Source organism: Clostridioides sp. ES-W-0016-02 (genome assembly GCF_020641035.1).
Classification (GTDB): domain Bacteria; phylum Bacillota; class Clostridia; order Peptostreptococcales; family Peptostreptococcaceae; genus Clostridioides.
This window is the reverse complement of the sequence record NZ_CP061361.1, coordinates 218,650-240,291: the sequence shown is the minus strand read 5'-3', so window position 1 is coordinate 240,291 and position 21,642 is coordinate 218,650. Positions and strand designations below refer to the sequence as shown.

Below are 21,642 nucleotides of genomic sequence, written 5' to 3'. Positions count from 1 at the left end.
TTATAATTTATCTTAAAATACTATGTGTATTTCAAAATCATAGCTATCAAATTTATCTATATAAAGATATTTTTTATATTAAATTTATATCTCATTTTCTCCATAGCACATTGCATAGGAGGTGGTAAAAGATAATCTCCTGTAATTATTTTATTAATTATCTTACATCTAGCTCCATCACAGTACTGGTATAAATCGCATCCATTACACTCTGGATTTATCTTTTTAGAATAGCTCAATATTTTTTCTAGTTTATTTTCGTCCATCCCATCCTTCAAATTCCCTATACAAAATTCATTAATACCAACTGATAAAATACAAGGATATAAGTTTCCATCAGGATCTATATCAAAGCCTGACCTTCCTCCAACACAACAGCTTTTTTTAAAGTGTAAATCTTTATCAAGTATACTGACCACTACATTTTCTTTGTGTTCTAAATATTCTTTCAATTTTTTAACTTGAGCTTGTAATATATATAATGATTCCTCATCCCAATTTTTATCAAATAAATTTGGAGCTGGCACTATACATTTAAAGCCACCTTCAATCAGAAATTTAACATCTTCATATAAAGTTCTAACACTTTTACTATCAAATGTAGTTCTTATTCTCATATTAGGAATATATTTAAGTATTTCATTTGCATTTCTTAATACTATATGATGAGTTCCATTCCCATTTTTAAACTGTCTGTTCATATCATGTGTTTCCCTAGCTCCATCAATGCTGAAAGTTATATTTTTAATATCTTTTATAATAAACTCTTTTATTTTTCTATTCATAATTGTTCCATTTGTAGTAGTTGCAAATGAAATATTTATACGGTTTTCATCCACTTGTCTTCTAAAACAATTTACTATATATTCAATTATTTCAAATGCTAAAAATGGTTCTCCTCCATGTATTGAAACTATTAATTCATTTGTATTTAATTTTTTAATGTAGTTCAACGTATAATTTATAGCCTTATCAATAACATTTTTAGACATGTATTTTTTAGCTTTATCCTGGCCCTCATAGCAATAATTACACTTCAAATTACAGTCATTAGTTACCCAAAATTTAACTATCACAACAAACCTTCTCTCCCCAAATTTCTTCAAATAATATTGGTCTGATTTTTTTACACCTTTTTTCAAAAACTCTTTCATTCTTAATTATTCTTTTAAATTCAGACATACAAGACCAGCAAAATAAACTAACTTCACAATTAATACAGTTTGATTGACTAATGTTATACAATTTGCTATTATCATATTTATTAGTTGTATCTTCTAAATTTTTGATTTCATTTAAATTACCTAGTCTATATTCTGACTTCATAAAAGATGGACAAGGATATATATCTCCATTGTATGTTATGAAAACTTCTCTTTTAGCTGCAGCGCAACTGAAAAATTTAATAGGTCTTCTGCTTTCTCTCTTTAAAAATTTGTCTGGAATCTTAAATTCTGAATCATTAGTTGTCAAAAATATTTCCTTACTATCTTTACCTCTTCCAATACTCATAAATCTTCTTATAATAGCTTTTGTTTTTAGTTTATCGCTTAATTCTCTGAACTTCTCTTCTATGTATTCATTTTTATCACCTGTTACTATAGATAAACTTATTTGATGAAATCCATTGTTTTGTAGAAGTTTTACACTTTCAATAACCTTGTTAAAAATACCTTTTCCTCTTATAATTGAACATGTTTTTTCATCATATCCATCTAAACTTATATCAATTTGAGATGCACATTCAGCTAATATTTCTACATTTTCATTATTTATAAGAGTCCCATTAGTTGATATTATTATTTTTCCTTTGTAATGATCTTTTAAATATTTTAATAGTTCTATGAAATCATTTCTAATCATAGGCTCCCCACCACTTAACATTATTCTTTCTGGATTCCATAAAATTAATTTGTCTAATATATCTTTCAATTCAGAAGTTGTTAAGTCTTCCTTTGTACTATTTTTCATACTATCTGCATCTATTCCACAATGGATACAATTTAAATTACATTTATGTGTCATCTCAACTGAAGCTATTTTATTAGTGAACTCTGGTTTATTTTTTCCATCATCAAGTATTCCCATAAAAATTAGCTTTTTATATAGATTTTCAATATAATTCTTGTCCTCATCATCATACAGATTTAATTTTAATTCTTCTAATGAGATTTTATTCTCTATAGATGAATCCAATATATTGAAAACTTCTTGTGATATCCTTATCCATTGACCAGTTTTTGTATTCCCTAATACAACTTTATTGTTATATATAATTTTTTTACTATACTGACTAAATTCATATGTCATAATATCACCCTTTCAATAATTTAAAATTTTTTAAACTTATAAATGTTTGTTGGTACTTTTGATTGATATAATGTCTAAGCACAAGTTGAATTTGCTGATAGAAATATAATTTTGCCACTGCTAATTTACCAATATTTCTTATATATCATATTTGATAATTTTTTCATACTTTAAAATTCTCCACATTACTTTAAATGCCTAAGATTAACATTATAAAAATCCACATTATTGCTGATGATATATAAAAAGAATATTTATAAATTCGCTTTATATTTATACCTACAATAATAAAAAATAAAGATACAACCAATACATAAGTGCAAATTTTACAATTCTCATCGTTTATTGAGTTATTATAAAGCAAAATAGATGTTATCTTTTCAGCACATAATTTAATATTTTTTCTTCTCAATTAAATTATTTTTATGCTTAAAAGATAACATCTATTATTAACTATTTCAATATCTATGCCCTAACAGGTCAATTTAAAGCCCCAACAGGTATTTTTCTACATATTTTTTAACAGATTTTTCTACACTGTTTATACCTATTCCATGTGCAAACTCTTTTTTTTATTTCTTTTTGTATACTATCATCATCTATTTTTTTACATGCTTCTATTGCATTGTCACTTATATTAGAAATATTAAACTAACAATAATTCTCATAAATAATTTTATATTTATAGAAGTACTTATAACATTTGACATGTTCACATAATTAAAAATAGCGCACAAAGACATAAGTATTAAAAAGGAAATTAGTACAAACATTTTGTTTTTCTAATGTAAAAAATTTCATCTAATAAAAATTTAAATACCAAACATTCTATTACTATTGTCAAAATATCTATTGTATTGTCAGAATAAGTCATTCTCTAACATAGCGTCTCCTCCAATACATAAGATAACTTATCTTTTAATTTCTTTAATTATGCTTACTTACAGGTATATTATCACTATAAATTGAAATCACACCTTTTTTTAAATACTCAATCTGCTTTAGATTGACTAAAAAGCTTTTATGACATCTAAAAAAATTATGAGTTTCTAATTCTAGCTCCATTTTCCAATACTTTTCCTAATCTTGTAGTCCTTATATCTAGTATGTATTGTTAAATTTTTTCTATCAATTTCTATGTATGTGTTATATCATTAATAAAAATTTTATTTATTTCTCCATTATTTGTAACTACTATAAATTTTTGCAAATTCTCTCTTATCTTTTTAAGACAATTTAAAAGATAAGTCTCTAGTTCATCATCACATATAACTATTTTATACATAAAAAGTTTCTCTCCCCTTATTTCAATCTATAAACTAATCTTAATAATAATTATGCACAAATTATATATACTTTTTTAAATTTAAGTTATTCTATATCATAAATATTTTTCAAAACAAAAATGCTATCTAATAACGTTAAAAATTTAAGTATCCATTTAAATTTTTTGCTTAATGTTAAAAATATAGCATCTTATCTTTTATACATAATTTTAAATTTTTTTATTAATCTTCTTCATAAAACCTTTCATATTTACTAAAACAATCAAGACATACTTTTTTTGTATTTTGAATTCTTATATATTGCTCAGGTGCAAACTCTCCACACACTTCACATTTAAGAGACTTAAATATTCTTGCCTTTTCTGGAAGTCTTAATTTTGTGTCTGTAATTTCAAATATATCTTCAAATTCACTTTCCAATAAGTATTTTTTATACCCTTCTCTATCCATATCAAATGGTTTTGACTTTACATATATTCTTATAGACTTTCCATTTTCCCTATTAAAAAAATGGTATACTGATTTCCCTGTCATTCTAAGCAGCAAATTCCCTTTACCCATTGTACAACTTAATACAACTTGTATACCATCTATTCCACATGCATCATTTTCAGAAATACATACAATTTCCTCATCTCCTGATTGTTTACATCCTAAATATTCTCTTGCTGCAAGTGCTGCTTTAAATCCTATAGCTAAACCTGGACATTCATGACCATGAAATTCAATTGCTTTTTTCCATAATTCCTCCACAAAACTCACGCTCCCTAATATTATTTATTTGCATACATTATTTAAACTTTTATCCTAATATTTTAAAAAGCCAGATGATTTAATATTAAATCTTCTGACTTTCTCAATACTCTTCATAGTTACTTATTATTAATATGTTTAAGTTGTCTACTTTCCTTCTTTCATTAAATATGATAAAGTAAATAAGCTTTCTGTTAGGTTTACATTTTCAACTATAACACCTTTCGGAACTTCTAAATCTAATGGTGCAAAATTCCATACACCTTTTATTCCAGCTTTTACAACTCTATTAATAACTTCTTGTGCTCCATTTTTAGGTATACATAATACAGCAATATCTATATCATTGTTTTTTATAAACTCTTCTAAAGTGTCTGAATCTAACACTTCAAATTCTCTTATCTTTAAACCTATCATTCTAGGATTTGCATCAAATAAAGCTTTTATCTCGAATCCAGCTTTTCTAAATCCTGCATAATTGGCTATAGCTTGTCCTAAGTTACCTGCTCCTACAAGAACTGCATTATATGGTCGGTCTAATCCAAGTATTTTACCTATCTCAGTATGAAGGGCCTCTACATTATAACCATACCCTTGTTGTCCAAATCCACCAAAGTTGTTCAAATCTTGTCTTATTTGAGAAGCAGTAAAACCTATTATATCACTCAATTCTTTAGAAGATATTCTTTGTATATCCCTATCTAATAAGTCTCCAAGATATCTATGATATTTTGGGAGCCTTCTTATAACTGCCATTGATATATTTTTATTTCCCAACATTTTCACCTCCTAAAAGTGTCCTCTTTTTTGTTTGATTCACAATAAAATATTTCTTTTTCAAAACTAATACATATAACCTTGATTATATTATATCAAAACATTATAATTTTAGATAGTTCAAGGAGGTAGAAATTTATGATTGTTTTGTCATGTAACAACTTAAATAAAAGTTTTGGTATAGATTCTATATTGGAAAATATTAGTTTTACAGTAAATGAAGGCGATAAAATTGGTATAATTGGCATTAATGGTACTGGAAAAACTACTTTATTTAAAATAATATCAGGAATTTATGGCTATGATAGTGGAGATATTTACACTTCTAAAGATTGTGAAATCGGATATTTAGAACAAAATACCAATTTTTATTCGGATAATACCATTTTAGAAGAAGTGTTGGAAGTTTTTAAAGATTTGATAGATATGGAGTCCTATTTAAGAGAATTGGAAGTTAAAATATCTGAGGAAAGCACAAAAACAAACTCTCCAATTTTAGAAAAAATCATGGATGAATATTCACATAAGTTGGAATTATTTTCAGATTTAAATGGATATGGATATAAATCTGAAGCTAAGGGAGTTTTAAAAGGATTAGGATTTAGTGACAATGATATGGATAAACCAATAAGTATACTTTCTGGTGGTGAAAAAACTAGGGTTCTTTTAGGAAAATTACTTCTTAAAAAACCAACTTTATTATTACTTGACGAGCCTACTAACCACTTAGATTCTGAAGCAATAGAATGGTTAGAAGTATTTTTAAAACAATACAAAGGTACTGTTATGCTAATATCTCATGATAGATATTTCTTAGACCAAGCTGTAAATAGAATTTTTGAAATTCACAATAAAAGACTTAGAGTATATAATGGTAACTATTCTAAATTTGTTGAACTGTCTAAAATAGAAAAAGAACTAGAACTAAAAAAATTCGAAGACCAACAAAAAGAAATAAAAAAACAAGAAGAATCTATTGAAAGACTAAAAGCGTATGGTCGGGAAAAGCACCTAAAACGTGCAAGAAGCAAAGAAAAAGCATTGGATAAAGTGGATGTTTTAGATAAGCCTGAAGCTTATAGAAAAAAAGCTCGTATACAATTTACTCCATCTGTTCAAAGTGGGAATGATGTCCTTCAAATTAGAGACGTCTCTATGGGATATGGAAAAAGAATACTTTTTAAAGATTTAAACTTAGACATATATAGAGGAGAAAAAGTTGCTCTTATAGGTGCAAATGGCATTGGTAAGTCTACATTATTTAAAATAATAACTAATGAGCTACAACCTATTAATGGTAATATTAAATTTGGAACTAATGTCCATGTTTCTTACTTCCATCAGGAACAAAAAACTCTTAATTTGGATAACACTATAATTGATGAAATTTGGGAAAACAATAATCATCTTACTCAAACCACTTTAAGAAATATGTTAGGAGCATTTTTATTTGTTGATGAAGAAGTTTTCAAGAAAATTTCTACATTAAGTGGTGGAGAAAGAGCTAGAGTGGCTATACTTAAACTTATATTATCAAATGCAAATTTCTTATTGTTAGATGAGCCTACTAACCATCTAGATATTGATTCTAAAGAGGTTCTTGAGGAAGCATTAACTAATTATGATGGTACTATATTTACAATATCACATGATAGATATTTTCTAAATACTGTTGTAGATAAGATTCTTGTTTTAGATGAAGATGGAGTTACTGAATATTTAGGTAACTATGATTATTATATTGATAAGAAAAGACAAGTTCAAGAAATGAGTATTGTTGAAGAGAAAGAAGAAAAAACAAGGACTCAAATAAAAGATGAAAAAAGAAAAGAAAGAGAGCAAAGAGAATCAGAAAAGAAAAATAGAATAAAAAGGCAAAGTATAGAAAAAGAAATTGAAAAACTAGAACTTAAAATTGAAGAATTAGATGTGCTATTGTGTCAAGAAGAAGTATACTCTAATCCTGAGAAAGCTAAAGAAGTCAGTCAAGAAAAAATCAGTTTAGAAAATGAACTTTCCTCTCTATATGATGAGTGGGAAGAGTTTATGTAAAAAGGAGAGGATTATTTGCAAGCATTGTTTTCTTTAAAGGATGAAAATAAAAGGTTTTACAAGATACTTCTATCTTTATGTATACCTATTATCATACAAAACTTAATTTCTACATCTGTAAATGTAATAGATACAGTTATGATAAGTAGTTTAGGTGAAGTATCTGTAGCTTCAGTTGGAGTTGCAAACCAATTTTTCTTTCTTTTTAATATGTCTCTGTCTGGTATTACAGGCGGGGCTGGAGTTTTTATTTCACAGTTTTATGGAAAAAAAGATATTAGTAATATAAGAAAGGTTACAGGTCTTACCTGTATATTAGCACTTGCTTTAAGCTTTGTATTTGTTATCCCTGCTCTACTAACACCAAAACCAATAATACACATATTTTCTTATGATTCAGAGGTTGTAAGACTTTGTATAGACTATTTTAGTATCGCAGTATTTAGTTATCCATTGATAGCTATAAGTACAGTGTTTAGTACTGGTTCTAGAGGTGTTAGGAATCCTAAGTTGGGTATGATTTGCAGTGCATTTGCTCTTGTAACAAATGTTATTTTAAATTATGGATTTATATTTGGTAATTTAGGGCTTCCTGCATTAGGCGTAAAAGGAGCTGCTTTAGCAACTGTAATTGCAAGAATATGCGAATTAATTTTAATGCTTACTTATGTGTATTTTTATAAAAAAGACTATATATTAAAATTTGGGTTGAAAAATCTAAAGGCTATCGATAGGATTTTTATCAAATCTTTTTCATCAAAGAGTTTCCCTATATTTGTAAATGACTCTGCATGGGCAGTTGGAACTGTCCTATATTCTGTTGCTTATTCAAGAGCAGGTACATCTGCTATAGCAGCAAGTCAAATAGCAACTAGTACAGGTAACTTCTTTATAATGACTGCTGTATGTATTGCATCTGGTGCATCTATTATGCTTGGTAATGAACTTGGTGCTGACCATATCAAAAGAGCCATTGAATATGCTAAGAAATTTTCTATACTAGTGTTTTTAGCTGGTTTAATACTTGGAGTTATTTTAATTTTAAATATCCCATTATTATTAAAGATGTTCAGTGTTTCTGATAGCTTGTCTTCTGATATAACTAAAATATTTTTTATAATGGGTATACTAATGGCTCTAAAATCATTTAATACATTAATTATAATTGGTATTTTGAGAAGTGGTGGAGATACTAAATATGCTCTATTTTTAGAATTAGGATGTATGTGGTTAGCTTCACTTCCTTTAACTTTTATAGCTGCATTCAAAGGTGCACCTATATTCATCCTTGTTCTACTCACTTACAGTGAAGAAGTTGTAAAATTTATATTTGGGGTACCTAGAGCATTATCTAAAAAATGGGCTATTAACATAGTTAAGGAAATTGATTAATAACAATAGTGTATTTTAGTAGTATATAATACTTTAAAATAGTATCACTGAAAACAGCTAAATTATTTCTAGTTTTCAGTGAAGCTATTTTTTATTTTTTATATAAATTATTATATTATATTTTAATTAAATAATAATAATATTAATAACTATTTATCTTCTAAAAATTCCTTTACTTCAAAGGCTAATCTATGTAATTTATCATAATTCAAAACTTCATATGTGCTATCTATTTTTTTAATTATACCCTTTTCAATTAAATTCAATAGGGAGTGGTATCTACTTTTTCTACTGATTGAATAAATTTCACTAAAATTACGAATATGCTTTGCTTTACATATACTATGCTCTTGTTTTTTTAAGATACAATAAGCAATAACTTCCGTACAAGAAAATAATTCTCTTACCATTCTAGTTTTGTACAACTCATATATTCTTCTTGTACATTTACTGTGAAATAATTCAATAAAATCTCTTTTAAGATATAACTCATCAAATACATCTTTTTTAAATCTAAATAATCTTATATTAGTTTTTGCAAATATATCACATTTCAAGTTATGTTCATATATATAACTAATTTTACCTATAAATTCATTTTCTGGTACAATATCAACAAGAAATTTATTTCCTCCTCTAGTGGAACATTCTACTAATGCAACTCCCTCTATTATAAAAAAGACTTCTTGCAAATCTTCATCTGATGCTACAAATCTTTGCCCTTTTTTATATTCAACAATGGATACTTGATTTAAATTATTTTTAATAATTGGGTATATGCTCGTCTCTTCTGCTTTCATTAAATTCTCCTTTTATGATATATTGTATAAAATATTCTATTCATATATTTTAATTTAGATTAATTTTTAACAAAAGATAATATAACAATTAAATTAATCTTGACAAATCTATTCTACTCAAGCAGAATAAACTTATACATATATATTTTCATATATTATTTATTTTAATATAATTCTATATTTATGAAATTGTATTATCAATAGAATTTGTTAAAATAAATTTTTTAGATGTATATTATAATTTAATCGAATAGAAATGAAAAATATACATACATTTTGAATTTTAAGCAACAATTAGGGGGATTTGGTGACAAGATTTAATTATAAGGAAGAAGGTTTCTATGTATGATTCTCAAAAAATCATATCTAGGCACCTTCTTTTTTGTATAAAACGCTATTAAATTTAAAATGTTATATATAAAGTTATTGATGTTATATAAAAAAGATATTAAAATTAAATTATTTTATAGTATTAATAATGTTTAATAGTTTAAGTATTAATATTATATAAGTTTTGTACAATTTTAGATACAATAAGATATATTGATTATGGAAATAACCTTCCTGTAAATATTATTAAAAACTATTTATTATATAAATAAGGAGAAATCAATGAAAAAATCAGTAGCTTTGGTAAATGATAGCAGAAAAGATTTAATAGATTTTTTGGAAAATAACTTAAAGTTAGTTTTTGGAGATTACATAAAAATTAACAGATACTTTATAGATGAAATAAATAATGATGATATTATAAATGATGATGTAATATTGGTAATGTCTGTAGAAAGATTAGACAAAATTATAAATAATATATTAGACAAGAAAAAAGTTATTGTAATAAGAAGAACTTTTAAGGAAGATAAAGTATATGATTTATTATCCTTACCACAAGGTACAAATGCTTTAATTGTAAATGATTCTGATGAAACTACTTTAGAGACTATAAGCTTATTTTATAAGATTGGAGTAACTAATATTAGACCAGTTCCATATATGAACGAAAATAATTATAAAGATATAAAGATAGCTATAACTCCAGGAGTTCCAGAAAAAGTCCCTAGTTCTATCTCAGATATTTTTGATTTAGGTCATAGATATATAGATATTTCTACCTTTATAGAAATAATAAACTTATTACAAATCGACTCAAAAGAAATACAATCTAATCTGGTTAAATACTCAGAAGAAATAATAAGTTTAGACACAGGTATAAAAGATAAATATAAAGAACTGTTTTTAAAGATAGAAGAATTAGATACAATATTGAACTTATCAAAAGATGGAATATTATTTACTTCAAAAGATGGTGTAATAAATACATATAATAGTAAAGTAAAAGACATCTTAAACATAAAAGAGGATATCTATGGTAAATATATTCAAGAAGTGTTTATAGATAGTTTAAAGGTTTTATTAAATGAAAAAGAGATATTGGACAAGGTTATTATATTTGATAAAAAGTATATAAATGTAAATAAAAAAAACATATACAATAAAGATGAAAAAATGGGTACATATTACAGTTTACAAGAAATAACATACATAAAAAAGCTGGAACAAAATTTAACTAAAAAATTAAGAGAAAAAGGGCAAATAGCGAAATATACATTCAAAGATATAAAAACAAATAGCCCAAAGATGCTTGAATGCATAGATTTAGCTAAAAAAGTTTCTAAATCTGATTTAAGTATACTTATTAGAGGTGAAAGTGGAACTGGTAAAGAACTCATAGCCCAATCTATACACAATAATTCAACTAGAAAAAATCAGCCATTTATAGCAGTAAATTGCGCAGCTGTTCCTGAAAACTTACTAGAAAGTCAGTTATTTGGATATGATAAAGGTACTTTTACTGGGGGTCTAAAAGAAGGAAAACAGGGATTATTTGAATTAGCAAATAATGGAACTATATTCTTAGATGAAATTGGCGACATGCCCTTAGAACTACAAACAAAGCTACTTAGAGTTCTCCAAGAAAAACAAATAATGCCTGTTGGTTCTCATAATATAATTAACATAGATGTTAGAATCATATCGGCTACTAATAAAAACCTAGAACAAATGATTGATAATAGTAGATTTAGAGAGGATTTATATTATAGATTAAATACAATTCCAATAAATATACCTCCTTTAAGGGAGAGAAAAGAAGATATCTTAATTATTATGGAAGATTTAATTAATAAAAAGTTATTTATTACACCAGAGGCAAAAGAACTTATACAAAACTATAAATGGAAAGGTAATATAAGAGAACTCCAAAATGTAACATCTTACTTAAATATTATGTGTGATGATATTGTACTTGAAAAGGACTTACCTCCAAACTTAAGGACTTTAGATAATAAGAATTCCCCATTAAAACTAAAGTATAATAAAAATGATATTTTAAATATACTAGAATTGTTGATTTTAAATAAAGAATCAGATGTTGGTATTGGTAGAGGACTAATTTTGCAAAGATTACTAGATAAAAATATTCAAATTACTGAAGGTAAAATAAAAAAAATATTTGAATATCTAAAAAAAGAAGAATTTATAATTTGTAATTCGGGAAGATATGGAAGTAAAATAACTCAAAAAGGAGAAATCTTTTATAGTAAATTAAAGTATGAAACTCTATAAGTTTATCAACTATTAAATAAAAAATCTATTAGGGAATAGTTTGTCTCCTTAGTAGATTTTTTTGTTTGCTAAATACATCAAAATTATAGTCTATTTTTATCTAATTAATAGGAATTAATAGGAATAGGATAAATAACAATTTTCCTATTTTTTTTATAAATACTCATATATAGTGCAATCTTTATCCAAAACAAAATTTTTTACTGAAAATTGCAATATAATATTTATTTTTCATACTTTTCATACAATGTAATGATTTTTTTTATTCAATATTTTTATAAAAAACAAAATTCTTAAGTAAAAAAACATGGCATAATAATTGCTTAACTATATTAACAAGACAATAAAAAGTAATTGGAGGAATAAAAATGCAACCAGCTTTAAAATTAAAAAATCAAGTTAAAGAATTAGAAAAAGATTTTGTAATAGAAAGTTGTAATTCTATAAAACCTTGGTTAATAGATGTTAGAAGAGAATTACATAGAATACCAGAATTAGCTCTTGAGGAAAATCTTACAAAACAAAAAGTCATTTCTTATTTAAAAGAAATAGGAATTGATTATATGGAATTTACAAAACACAATGGAATTATGGCATACATTTTAAAAGAAAATGCAGATAAAACTATTTGTATAAGAGCAGATATGGATGCGCTTCCTATAGAAGAAGAAAACGATATACCTTATAAATCAATACATAATGGAAAAATGCACGCTTGTGGTCATGATGCGCATACAACAATGTTACTTGGAGCATGCAAAGTACTCTATTCAATGAAAGATAATCTAAATGTAAATGTAAAATTTTTATTTCAACCAGCAGAAGAAGGTTTTGGTGGAGCAAAGTTCTTGGTTGAGGATGGGTGTTTAGAAAACCCTAAAGCTGATTATATATTTGGGCTTCATGTCATGCCACACATTAAAACAGGATTTATTGAAACGAAATACGACACATTAAATGCAAGTGTTGATACTATAGAAATAAGTGTTAAGGGTAAAAGAGCTCATGGTGCGTATCCTGAAAATGGTATTGATGCAATAGTCACAGCTTCACAAATTGTTACATCACTACAAACCATAATAAGTAGAAACCTAGAACCAAATAATGCTGCAGTTTTGACTATAGGCAAAATATATGGTGGTGATGCACATAATGTAATATGTGAAGATGTAAAATTAGAGGGTACATTGAGAACTTTAAATAGTGAGACAAGAGATTTTGTAATTAATAAGATTACTAAAATTGTTGAAGATACAGCATCTGCATTTGGATGTATTGGAACATTACACGTGAGCGATGAAAATTACCCTGCTGTTATAAATGAAAGGGAATTAGTAGATACTGTTATTTCAAGTACTAAGGAATTACTTGGAGAAGAAAAATTTATACTGAGAGCAAACCCTTCATTAGGTGGTGAAGATTTTTCTTTTTATACAGAACATTGCAAAGGAGCATTCTTCCATTTAGGGTGCAAAAACGAGGAAAAAGGACTGACTTCACCTCTTCATACCTCTAAATTTAATGTAGATGAGGATTGTCTTCCAATAGGAGTTATGATGCATGTAATGAATACTTTATATTTTAATTAATATGGTAATTAATAAAAGAATAGGAGATAAATTAATATGGAAAAAGCTAAAAAATTAGGGTTATTTAGTATGATATTATTAGGAATTAATAGTATCATAGGTTCAGGTATATTCTTACTACCAGGTAAAGTTTACAATCTAGCGAGCCAAAATAGTATATTTATATATATTTTTGCTACACTTCTGGTTCTATCAATACTTTTATGTTTTGCAGAGGCTGGAAGTATGTTTGACAAAAATGGAGGTGCATATTTATACTCCAAAAAGGCATTTGGTGATTTTATAGGTTTTGAAGTTGGTACAATGTCTTGGGTTATTAGAATCATATCATGGTCTACACTAGCAGTAGGATTTGCAACAGCTTTAGGTGCATTTTGGCCAGAAGCTGCTACTGAATATAAAGGATATATCGCAGTGGCATTAGTAACATTACTTTCAATAAACAGCTTATTTGGAATTAAAAGTACAAAGATAATGAATAATGTAATAACCATAGCTAAATTAGTACCATTAATAGTTTTTGTAATAGTAGGAATATTCTTTATAAAATTTGGTAATGTTGTTCCTTCAGGCAATGTTGTAAATTCTAGTATAGGACCAGCTATAATATTAGTATTTTACGCGTTTACTGGATTTGAATCATTTGTTGTAGCAAGTGGAGAAATGGATAATCCTAAAAAAAATCTTCCAATAGCATTAATAACTACAATATTTATATGTGCAATAATTTATATCTTAATTCAAGTTGTCTGTATGGGTATACTTGGAGACAAATTATTTGAAAATAGTATTCCAATCGCAGACGCTTCAAGCGTATTTTTAGGCAATTATGGTAAAGTATTTATATCTGTAGCAACATTAATATCTATATTTGGAATAAATATAGGTTCTTCAATAGTAACTCCCAAGTGTGGTTCTGCTCTAGCAGAAGAAGGCTCTCTTCCAGCATTTATAGGAAAAACAAATAAATATGATGCTCCATATGTAGCAATAATAATATCTTTAATCTTCTGCATACCACTTGTATTAACTGGAAGTTTTGAACAGCTTGCAGTAATGAGTGTAATTGCCAGATTTGCTCAATACATACCAACTTGTTTAGCAGTAATAGTTTTAAGAAAAAGAGCAGATATCCAGGCTTCATTTAAAATTCCTTTTGGCCCTGTTATACCAACAGTAGCTATATTAGGTAGTATATGGTTGTTACAACAAGCTTGGGTTGAAGATATGTCAAAACCTATAACTCAAAATAGAGTTTTGATAGGATTAGGAGCAATGTTATTGATAGCACCTTTATATGTACTTATGAAAAAAAACAAAAAAATTGAATGTGAGTGCAAAGATAAGTCAGAAGATTCAAAATTATATGTTCCAAGAGAAAAAATTCAGTAATATTTTATAGATTGCTTGACATTCTTTTTTATTTAAAATCTATAGAAAAAGTTAATAAAGACCTAAACTTTATTATTTACACAAAGTTTAGGCCTTTATTTTTTCTAATAAGTAACATATATCAAATACTATAATCAAACATCAAAATTCAAACAAGTTTCAGGTTCATCTTCTATTTTTGCTATTTTAAACTTACATGCAATTAATGCTAGAGATACCAATGGATTTATGATATTTAATAATGCATATGGACCATACGTTAATGCAGATACACCTAATGTTGCTGTTATATACGCTCCACATGTATTCCATGGTACCAATGGAGAACTTAAAGTTCCACTATCTTCTAAAGCTCTTGATAACATCTTAGGATGTATACCTCTCTTTTTATATTCCTTATTATACATTCTTCCTGGTATAACTATAGACAAGTATTGTTCTCCTGCTATTATGTTAGTAACTGTGCAAGTTACCATTGTACATAATACTGTTCCAAATACACCCTTTGCTAACCTTAGTAAAGAAGAAGCTACTGCTTCAAGCATGCCTGTTTTTTCTAAAATACCTCCAAGAGATAAGGCACATATTGTTAAAGATACAGTAGACATCATATTCATAATCCCACCTTTAGACAATAAAGCATCTACCTCTTCTACTTGTGTTGATGAAACATATCCATTTTGTGCTGCATCTAATATTACATTCATAGATTCTCCTTGGAAAACTACTGCAAACAATACTCCTAATACAGCACCTACTATAAGCCCTGGTATAGCAGGAACTTTGAATATAACCAATCCAATTACTATTGCTGGAGCTAATAATAATACTGGTGATAAAGTATTAAATGTAGAATCTAATGTAGACCTAATTAGCTCTATCTGTTTTATATCTAATGCTTGACCTGAATACTTCATTCCGATTACACCATAAATTACTAGGCAAATTAATAATGATGGTATAGTTGAATATAACATATATTTTATATGTGTAAACAAATCTGTTCCTGCCATTGCTGGTGCTAAGTTAGTCGTTTCAGATAAAGGTGATAGTTTATCTCCAAAGTAAGCTCCAGATATTATAGAACCCACTATTAATCCAGTTGGCATACCTAAACTTTGCCCAATTCCTAAAAGTGCCACGCCTACTGTACCCATTGTACTCCAAGATGACCCTGTTGCAAGAGACACTATTGAGCAGACTAATGTGGATGCTACTAAAAAAATATTTGGTGATAAAATTTTTAGTCCCCAGTAAATCATACATGGAACTACTCCACTTACTATCCAAGTTCCTATAAGCACACCTATTATAATTATGATTAAGATTGCTTGCATTGCCATCTTTATACTATTAAACATACTTAATTCTAGGTCTTTCCATTTAAATCCAAGCCTATATACAGCTACAAGGCCTGCTACTGCTGCAGCTCCTATTAGTGGTACATGAGGTGATGAGCCATACATTAATACCCCTAAACTTAAAAATAATATCAAGCAAGTAATTGGTATCATTGCATCAAACAGATTTGCTTTTCTACATTCTCGCTCTTTCATAAAATAATTTCCTCCTAATTATTTGAACACTATACTATAATTTTCTTTGAAACATATTCGCTTGTACTAGATGACATGATACCTCCATAAGTTAATAAAAAATCTACATTGTCGCCTAATTTATAATCACATTTTGTATTACTTACATCTAATATCATGTGGTCTGAACTTGCCCCTAATATCTCTATATCAGTGTCTATTGGAATTAAAGAGTCAATATTTATGTCCTGCTTACCTATGGCTATAATTGCCCTTTTTAAGATTCCTTTATCTTCATAAACAGGTTTATTTCTAAACGCATCAACTCCTATTTCTCCAATAGGAACTGATGGTTTTTCTTTACATTCAACTATTTGACATATTAATTTGAATACATCTTGATATGTCCCATTTATATTTTTACCGTATGCCGTTTCTCTACCAAGTAAAATAGATTCACCTATTCTCAAATTATTAATACCTTCTGGCATATTATTACTTGTCATTAAATGTATAGAACTTGAATTACCTCCTGATACTATTTCTAGATTTATTCCAAATTTACCTTCTATCTTTTGAGCTATACTTACTAGCCTACCTGTATTTTCTTTAGATGGTATAATAGCTCCATAACAAGTTAAGTTTGTAGCTATACCAATTATTTTAATATTTTTTAGTTTTACTATCTCTTTTATACTATTAAAGAGGTCTTCTTCATAAAAATACCCTTCTCGTAAATCTCCTAAGTCAAACATAAGAACTATATTATGAATAATATTTTTACTTTCACATAATTCATTTAATTTCTTTATAGTTTCTAATTCTGAGTTAAAACTTATATCACAATAATTGATAACTTCTTCTAGTTCACTTATCATGGGTATTCTAATTAGTATTTTAGGTAAATTTATATTTTGTAACTTTTTTAAGTTTTGTATTCTTGAATCTGCTATATGATCTATTCCTTCATTATATACTGCTTCTACTATTTCTTTTCGTGCACAAAATGATTTAGTTACGAAAGATACTTTAATGTTTCTTTCATGACAACTCTGTAAAATTACTTTAGCATTATGTCTTAATTTTTCTATATCTATTTCTAATCTAGGGTACATAGTCTTTCCTCCTTGAAGTTTAAACTTTTTAGTAGGAGCTTAAGAGATGCTTCTTCGTATTTTTTAGATAAAACCCCCATAGATGCCATAATATAGTCATTATCTATCAATATCTTTGTTTTTTCCTTTGGAAATAGTAATTCTTTATTTTTATTGTATTTAGTTATACCATCTAATATTTTAATTCTACTAGGGAGCCTAGTAAGTGCTCCCCCTGTACCCACTATATATCTTACTTCTGTTAAATCTTTTCCTTCTGCAATTTTGGTTTTTCCAGTTGTTCCATAAATATTTCTTATTTTCCCTGAATGCCTTAACATAGCTTTAATAACAGCTTCTTTTGTCAATCTCTCCACAAATAATATTTCTTCTTTTGATTTTGGTATTGGTGGATAATTATCTATTACTTTATCAATATCTATAGATAATTCATTTTGTAAATTTTCTTTACCTATAACTTCTACTATATTTTTCATATTTACATATACACCTAAATCTCCCTCAACACTTCTCTTAGCTACAGGTTCAGGATTAACTAATATTTTATTAATATAGTCACTCCCATATGTAACAGAATGCACATCAGTAGTTGCTCCACCTACATCTAGAGTTAATAAATCTCCAATATTTTTATATAAAAGTTTAGAAGCTTCCATTACAGCCCCTGGAGTTGGGGTAATATTTTCATTAACCATTTCTTTGATATACCTCATTCCTGGCGCTGTAGTTATGTGGTCTTCAAACACACCTTGAATGATTTTTCTTGTAGGTTCTATATTCAATAAATCTATTTTAGGGTATACATTTTCTGTTATATAAAGCTTATAATTCGTATCTTCAAATATTAACCTTACTTCTTCTTGATTTTCAACATTACCAGCATATATAACTGGTATACCTAAACTCATAGAAGCTATCATTTCAGCATTATAAATAGCTGTATCTCTTTCTCCATAGTCAACTCCACCAGCTATTAAGATTATGTTGGGATTTATTTCTTTTATTTTCTTTAAATCAGTTCTTTTAATTCTACCTGATGTTACTTGACGAATAACAGCTCCAGCTCCTAGAGCAGCTTCTTTAGCTGCTTTTACTGTCATATCATACACTAATCCATGAACAGTCATTTTTAATCCACCAGCTGCACTAGAAGTTGCAAACATATCATTATACTTTATATCATCTACAGATAATTTATTAGCTAAATCTTTAATAGCACCCGATAAGCCATTTCTTACATCGCCACCTTCAAATACTGTTGTTGGAGCCTGACCTTGACCCGAAAATACAGGATTATCAGAATCAATATTATGGAAAGCGTTTACTACAGTGGTAGTACTTCCTATTTCAGCTACCAACACATCTATTTTTAAAGAAACTTTTTTATTCTCCATTATTTATTATTCATTTCTCTTCTTTTTTCAACTAAGAAAGTGGCTACATGTATACCTTTGCTGTTTCTTCCAAATCCAGCATCTATTCCTTGTTCAATGGCTATTTCAGGTGTTACCTGTGTTCCTCCACAAGCAATCATTACTTTATCTCTTATACCTTTTTCTACACAATAATCGTGTAATTTCTTCATATTTTTATAATGAATATCATCATGACTTATTATTGTAGATGCAAGTATTGCATCTGCATTTAGCTCTATTGCTGCGTCTACTAATTTTTCTACAGGTACAGAAGTTCCCAAGTAATGACATTCTATACCATATTTTTCAATACCACCATGTTTTATATCTATTATTTCTCTTAAACCAACTGAGTGTTCGTCTTCTCCAACTGTAGCTGAAACTATTTTCATAGGCTTTTCTTCTATATCTGCTCTTATTTCTTCATCAGTTAGTACTTTAGGTTCTTCTGGTATTACTAAGTCATTTAAATCTATATCAAATGGAACTCTTCCCTTCACTTCTATCCTAGTGCCTTCGGATTCATGCATAACTTCTCTACTTATAACTTCAACTTCTTGTAAATTCATTTTTTTGACAAATTCCAATGCTGCAAACTCAGCTGTTCTTTTATCAGTAGGAAGCATCATTGTTATCATCACAATTCCATCTGCACACCATTCCATTTCAGGTTTGATTTTAGTTCCACCTCTGTATTCCTCTGATTCTTTTAGTCTATTTTCTACATTATCAAAATCATCAAGTTCATCGATATATATTATTTTGTTTGGATTTTCAAATGTACATCCATCTATTAATATTGATGGATTATCTATAGCTTTTTCATCATATTGAGCTACATTATTGTATCCAAAGTGAGCAGTTACAGGTGCTAAATAATCTTTATCTCTTTCATAAACAGTACCCTCACCAACTCCGCCTTTTATTTTTCTAGATATACCATCACCATTTCTTTCTGGATAATTTCCTGAGTCAACGAAGAATCCTTGTTCTACTGATTCAAAATATCCTCCAACTTCAAAGATTTCTTCCATATATAGTACAGCTCTTTCTTTAAGCTCTCTTGCTTTGTATCTTAATTCTCCAACATCCTTAAGTTCTATCATATCCATAAGACCATCCATGCCAACTAAAGCTTGCTTTGCTGTATCACATGCTTCTATGTTGTATATATGCCAAGGTACATTTCTACCTTCGTCAGGTGTTATAGTTGATTGTATGTCAGCTCTAGTTAGTACTGATGTTAATAAATTTAATACATGAGTAACTGTTGCTTCTCTAGTTGATGATTCCATATATTTAGTATTCATTTGAGCTCTCATCTTATAATCACTAAATAATTCTCTAAGTGCAACAGCATAAGGTAAGTCTATTCTTAAACATGGTGCTGGAGGGGCTGTTGGTGGCACTGTTGATAAGCATATATTACTTTTATCTATTCCTATTTTTTCTGAAAATATAGAATTTAAAGCGTGTTGAACCATAAGTTCAGGCATTACCTTCCATGCTTCTCTAGCCGTAGCATTAGCATTATGTGCTCCATCTATTTGAGCTATATTTGCAAAAGCCATTATTTGCTTAGCTTCACAAGCATCTACAAAAGATCTTACCATGTTTATATTTCTATATAGAACATTATATTGTGGGTCTTGATGTGCTCCATTGACCCCTTCTTCAGCAAACATTACTGCTACTTCAGGACCCGCAACACCACTTACATATGAATGGTAATTAATAGGTCTACCAACTTCTTCTTCTATAAAGTCAAGAGCTTTTCTTTGAGCTCTTACTTGTTTTCTTGTTATTGGAACACCTCCTATACCTTGAGGGGTTCCTTCTATAAGTCCGTCAAAATGTGATTGCCCAGCAGTTCTAATGACCATTAAGTGGTCAGCACCGTGATGAGCTGCCATCCTCATTCTTCTTATATCATCTTCAAATCTTCCAGAAGCTATTTCAGTAGTAATAATTGGGCTTGGTTGAGGGTCTATATTATTAAAATATTTAGATGATGGTAACCCTACACTCTTCTTTAAAGGTTTTGTACAGTCTTTATATTCAAAAGGTCCCATTTCAAGATTTTCCAAGTGTTCTCTCCAAACCCAACCTCTTCTTTTTGGTTTATATTTATCCAAATCTTTTAATATATAGTCTATATCTAATTTTTTATTTTCCTTTAACATGATTCTACCCCTTCTCTAAATAAACATGTAACTTCATCCCAATATTCACCATTAACTAATAATAAACCAGCTTCTCTAACTGATATATTTTTAGATTTAGCAAGCTTATAAACTACATGCCCTGCTCCCTTACCTATAAGACCTCTTTCCATAACACCTTCTAAAATAGGTTTTACCTCAAGAGAAGAAAATCCCATTCTTAACAAAACAGACCTTTCTATTGATGGCGTTGTATTCTTTTTGCCAAGGTCTATCATTGGTTCTACTATCTGGGCAGCTAAACTCCAAAATCTTTCTTTTAACTCATCATCGCTCAATTTCTGAAGATGTTTTCTTCTAACCTCAAAATCATCCTCTCTTTTTTTCATGAACATTCCCCCATTCATATTAATTTAAGTGAATTTTCCAACTATTCATT

At 28.0% G+C, this 21,642-nt stretch carries 17 protein-coding genes; 5 read left to right on the top strand and 12 right to left on the bottom strand.

Going from position 1 to position 21,642, the window contains the following annotated elements; translation table 11 throughout:
- Positions 1–56: 56 nt before the first annotated feature.
- The 6 genes from IC758_RS01460 to IC758_RS01435 form a co-directional block, all read right to left on the bottom strand.
- On the bottom strand, positions 57–1,076 hold the full coding sequence (locus tag IC758_RS01460; protein WP_227824868.1) for a radical SAM/SPASM domain-containing protein: 1,020 nt from the start codon (positions 1,074–1,076) through the stop codon (positions 57–59).
- Positions 1,066–2,310, bottom strand: a complete 1,245-nt coding sequence (locus IC758_RS01455) for a radical SAM/SPASM domain-containing protein (RefSeq protein ID WP_227824869.1) — start codon at positions 2,308–2,310, stop codon at positions 1,066–1,068. The genes IC758_RS01460 and IC758_RS01455 overlap by 11 nt, the downstream gene beginning before the upstream one ends.
- Positions 2,311–3,237: 927 nt before the next feature.
- Positions 3,238–3,375: a LytTR family transcriptional regulator DNA-binding domain-containing protein gene (locus IC758_RS21135; protein ID WP_227824870.1), complete on the bottom strand. Its 138-nt coding sequence runs from the start codon at positions 3,373–3,375 to the stop codon at positions 3,238–3,240.
- Between the two features lie 70 nt (positions 3,376–3,445).
- Positions 3,446–3,595, bottom strand: a complete 150-nt coding sequence (locus tag IC758_RS01445; protein ID WP_227434588.1) for a hypothetical protein — start codon at positions 3,593–3,595, stop codon at positions 3,446–3,448.
- Between the two features lie 223 nt (positions 3,596–3,818).
- A complete protein-coding gene (locus tag IC758_RS01440; protein WP_413926674.1) occupies positions 3,819–4,349 on the bottom strand; it encodes an FmdE family protein in 531 nt (176 codons plus the stop codon).
- Between the two features lie 147 nt (positions 4,350–4,496).
- On the bottom strand, positions 4,497–5,129 hold the full coding sequence (locus tag IC758_RS01435; protein ID WP_227434586.1) for a redox-sensing transcriptional repressor Rex: 633 nt from the start codon (positions 5,127–5,129) through the stop codon (positions 4,497–4,499).
- A gap of 135 nt (positions 5,130–5,264) precedes the next feature.
- Here IC758_RS01435 and IC758_RS01430 point away from each other — a divergent pair, with 135 nt between their 5' ends.
- Entirely contained in the window at positions 5,265–7,178 is a 1,914-nt protein-coding gene (locus tag IC758_RS01430; protein WP_227483540.1) for an ABC-F family ATP-binding cassette domain-containing protein, read from the top strand.
- Between the two features lie 15 nt (positions 7,179–7,193).
- Positions 7,194–8,570 (top strand): MATE family efflux transporter, encoded by a 1,377-nt coding sequence (locus tag IC758_RS01425; RefSeq protein ID WP_227834959.1) that lies wholly within the window; start codon positions 7,194–7,196, stop codon positions 8,568–8,570.
- Between the two features lie 149 nt (positions 8,571–8,719).
- Here the strand turns inward: IC758_RS01425 and IC758_RS01420 are convergent, their stop codons facing one another.
- Positions 8,720–9,370, bottom strand: coding sequence for a Crp/Fnr family transcriptional regulator (locus IC758_RS01420; protein ID WP_227434583.1), 651 nt, complete (start codon positions 9,368–9,370; stop codon positions 8,720–8,722).
- A 612-nt stretch (positions 9,371–9,982) separates the two neighbouring features.
- Between IC758_RS01420 and IC758_RS01415 the strand changes: the two genes are divergently transcribed.
- The 3 genes from IC758_RS01415 (at position 9,983) to IC758_RS01405 (ending at position 14,976) form a co-directional block, all read left to right on the top strand.
- Entirely contained in the window at positions 9,983–11,995 is a 2,013-nt protein-coding gene (locus tag IC758_RS01415; protein WP_227834960.1) for a sigma-54 interaction domain-containing protein, read from the top strand.
- A 368-nt stretch (positions 11,996–12,363) separates the two neighbouring features.
- Positions 12,364–13,584, top strand: a complete 1,221-nt coding sequence (locus tag IC758_RS01410; protein ID WP_227434582.1) for a M20 metallopeptidase family protein — start codon at positions 12,364–12,366, stop codon at positions 13,582–13,584.
- Between the two features lie 36 nt (positions 13,585–13,620).
- The gene (locus IC758_RS01405; protein WP_227434581.1) at positions 13,621–14,976 is read left to right on the top strand and encodes an APC family permease; all 1,356 of its coding nucleotides are present in this window, start codon (positions 13,621–13,623) and stop codon (positions 14,974–14,976) included.
- A 134-nt stretch (positions 14,977–15,110) separates the two neighbouring features.
- On the opposite strand, the gene nhaC is transcribed toward IC758_RS01405, so the two are convergent.
- From nhaC to IC758_RS01380, 5 genes are read right to left on the bottom strand one after another with little or no spacing between them, the layout of a single operon-like run.
- On the bottom strand, positions 15,111–16,532 hold the full coding sequence (gene nhaC, locus IC758_RS01400) for a Na+/H+ antiporter NhaC (RefSeq protein WP_227434580.1): 1,422 nt from the start codon (positions 16,530–16,532) through the stop codon (positions 15,111–15,113).
- 29 nt (positions 16,533–16,561) lie between these two features.
- Positions 16,562–17,626 carry an ornithine racemase Orr gene (orr, locus tag IC758_RS01395; RefSeq protein WP_227483545.1) on the bottom strand — a complete coding sequence of 355 codons (1,065 nt, stop codon included), beginning with the start codon at positions 17,624–17,626 and terminating at the stop codon, positions 16,562–16,564.
- Complete coding sequence (locus IC758_RS01390) at positions 17,611–19,020, bottom strand: GlmL-related ornithine degradation protein (RefSeq protein ID WP_227483546.1); 1,410 nt, start codon at positions 19,018–19,020, stop codon at positions 17,611–17,613. Before IC758_RS01390 ends, orr begins: the two co-directional genes overlap by 16 nt.
- Positions 19,020–21,224, bottom strand: coding sequence for a D-ornithine 4,5-aminomutase subunit OraE (gene oraE, locus IC758_RS01385; protein ID WP_227831444.1), 2,205 nt, complete (start codon positions 21,222–21,224; stop codon positions 19,020–19,022). The genes IC758_RS01390 and oraE overlap by 1 nt, the downstream gene beginning before the upstream one ends.
- Entirely contained in the window at positions 21,218–21,592 is a 375-nt protein-coding gene (locus IC758_RS01380; protein WP_227434576.1) for an ornithine aminomutase subunit alpha, read from the bottom strand. Before IC758_RS01380 ends, oraE begins: the two co-directional genes overlap by 7 nt.
- Between the last annotated feature and the right edge of the window lie 50 nt (positions 21,593–21,642).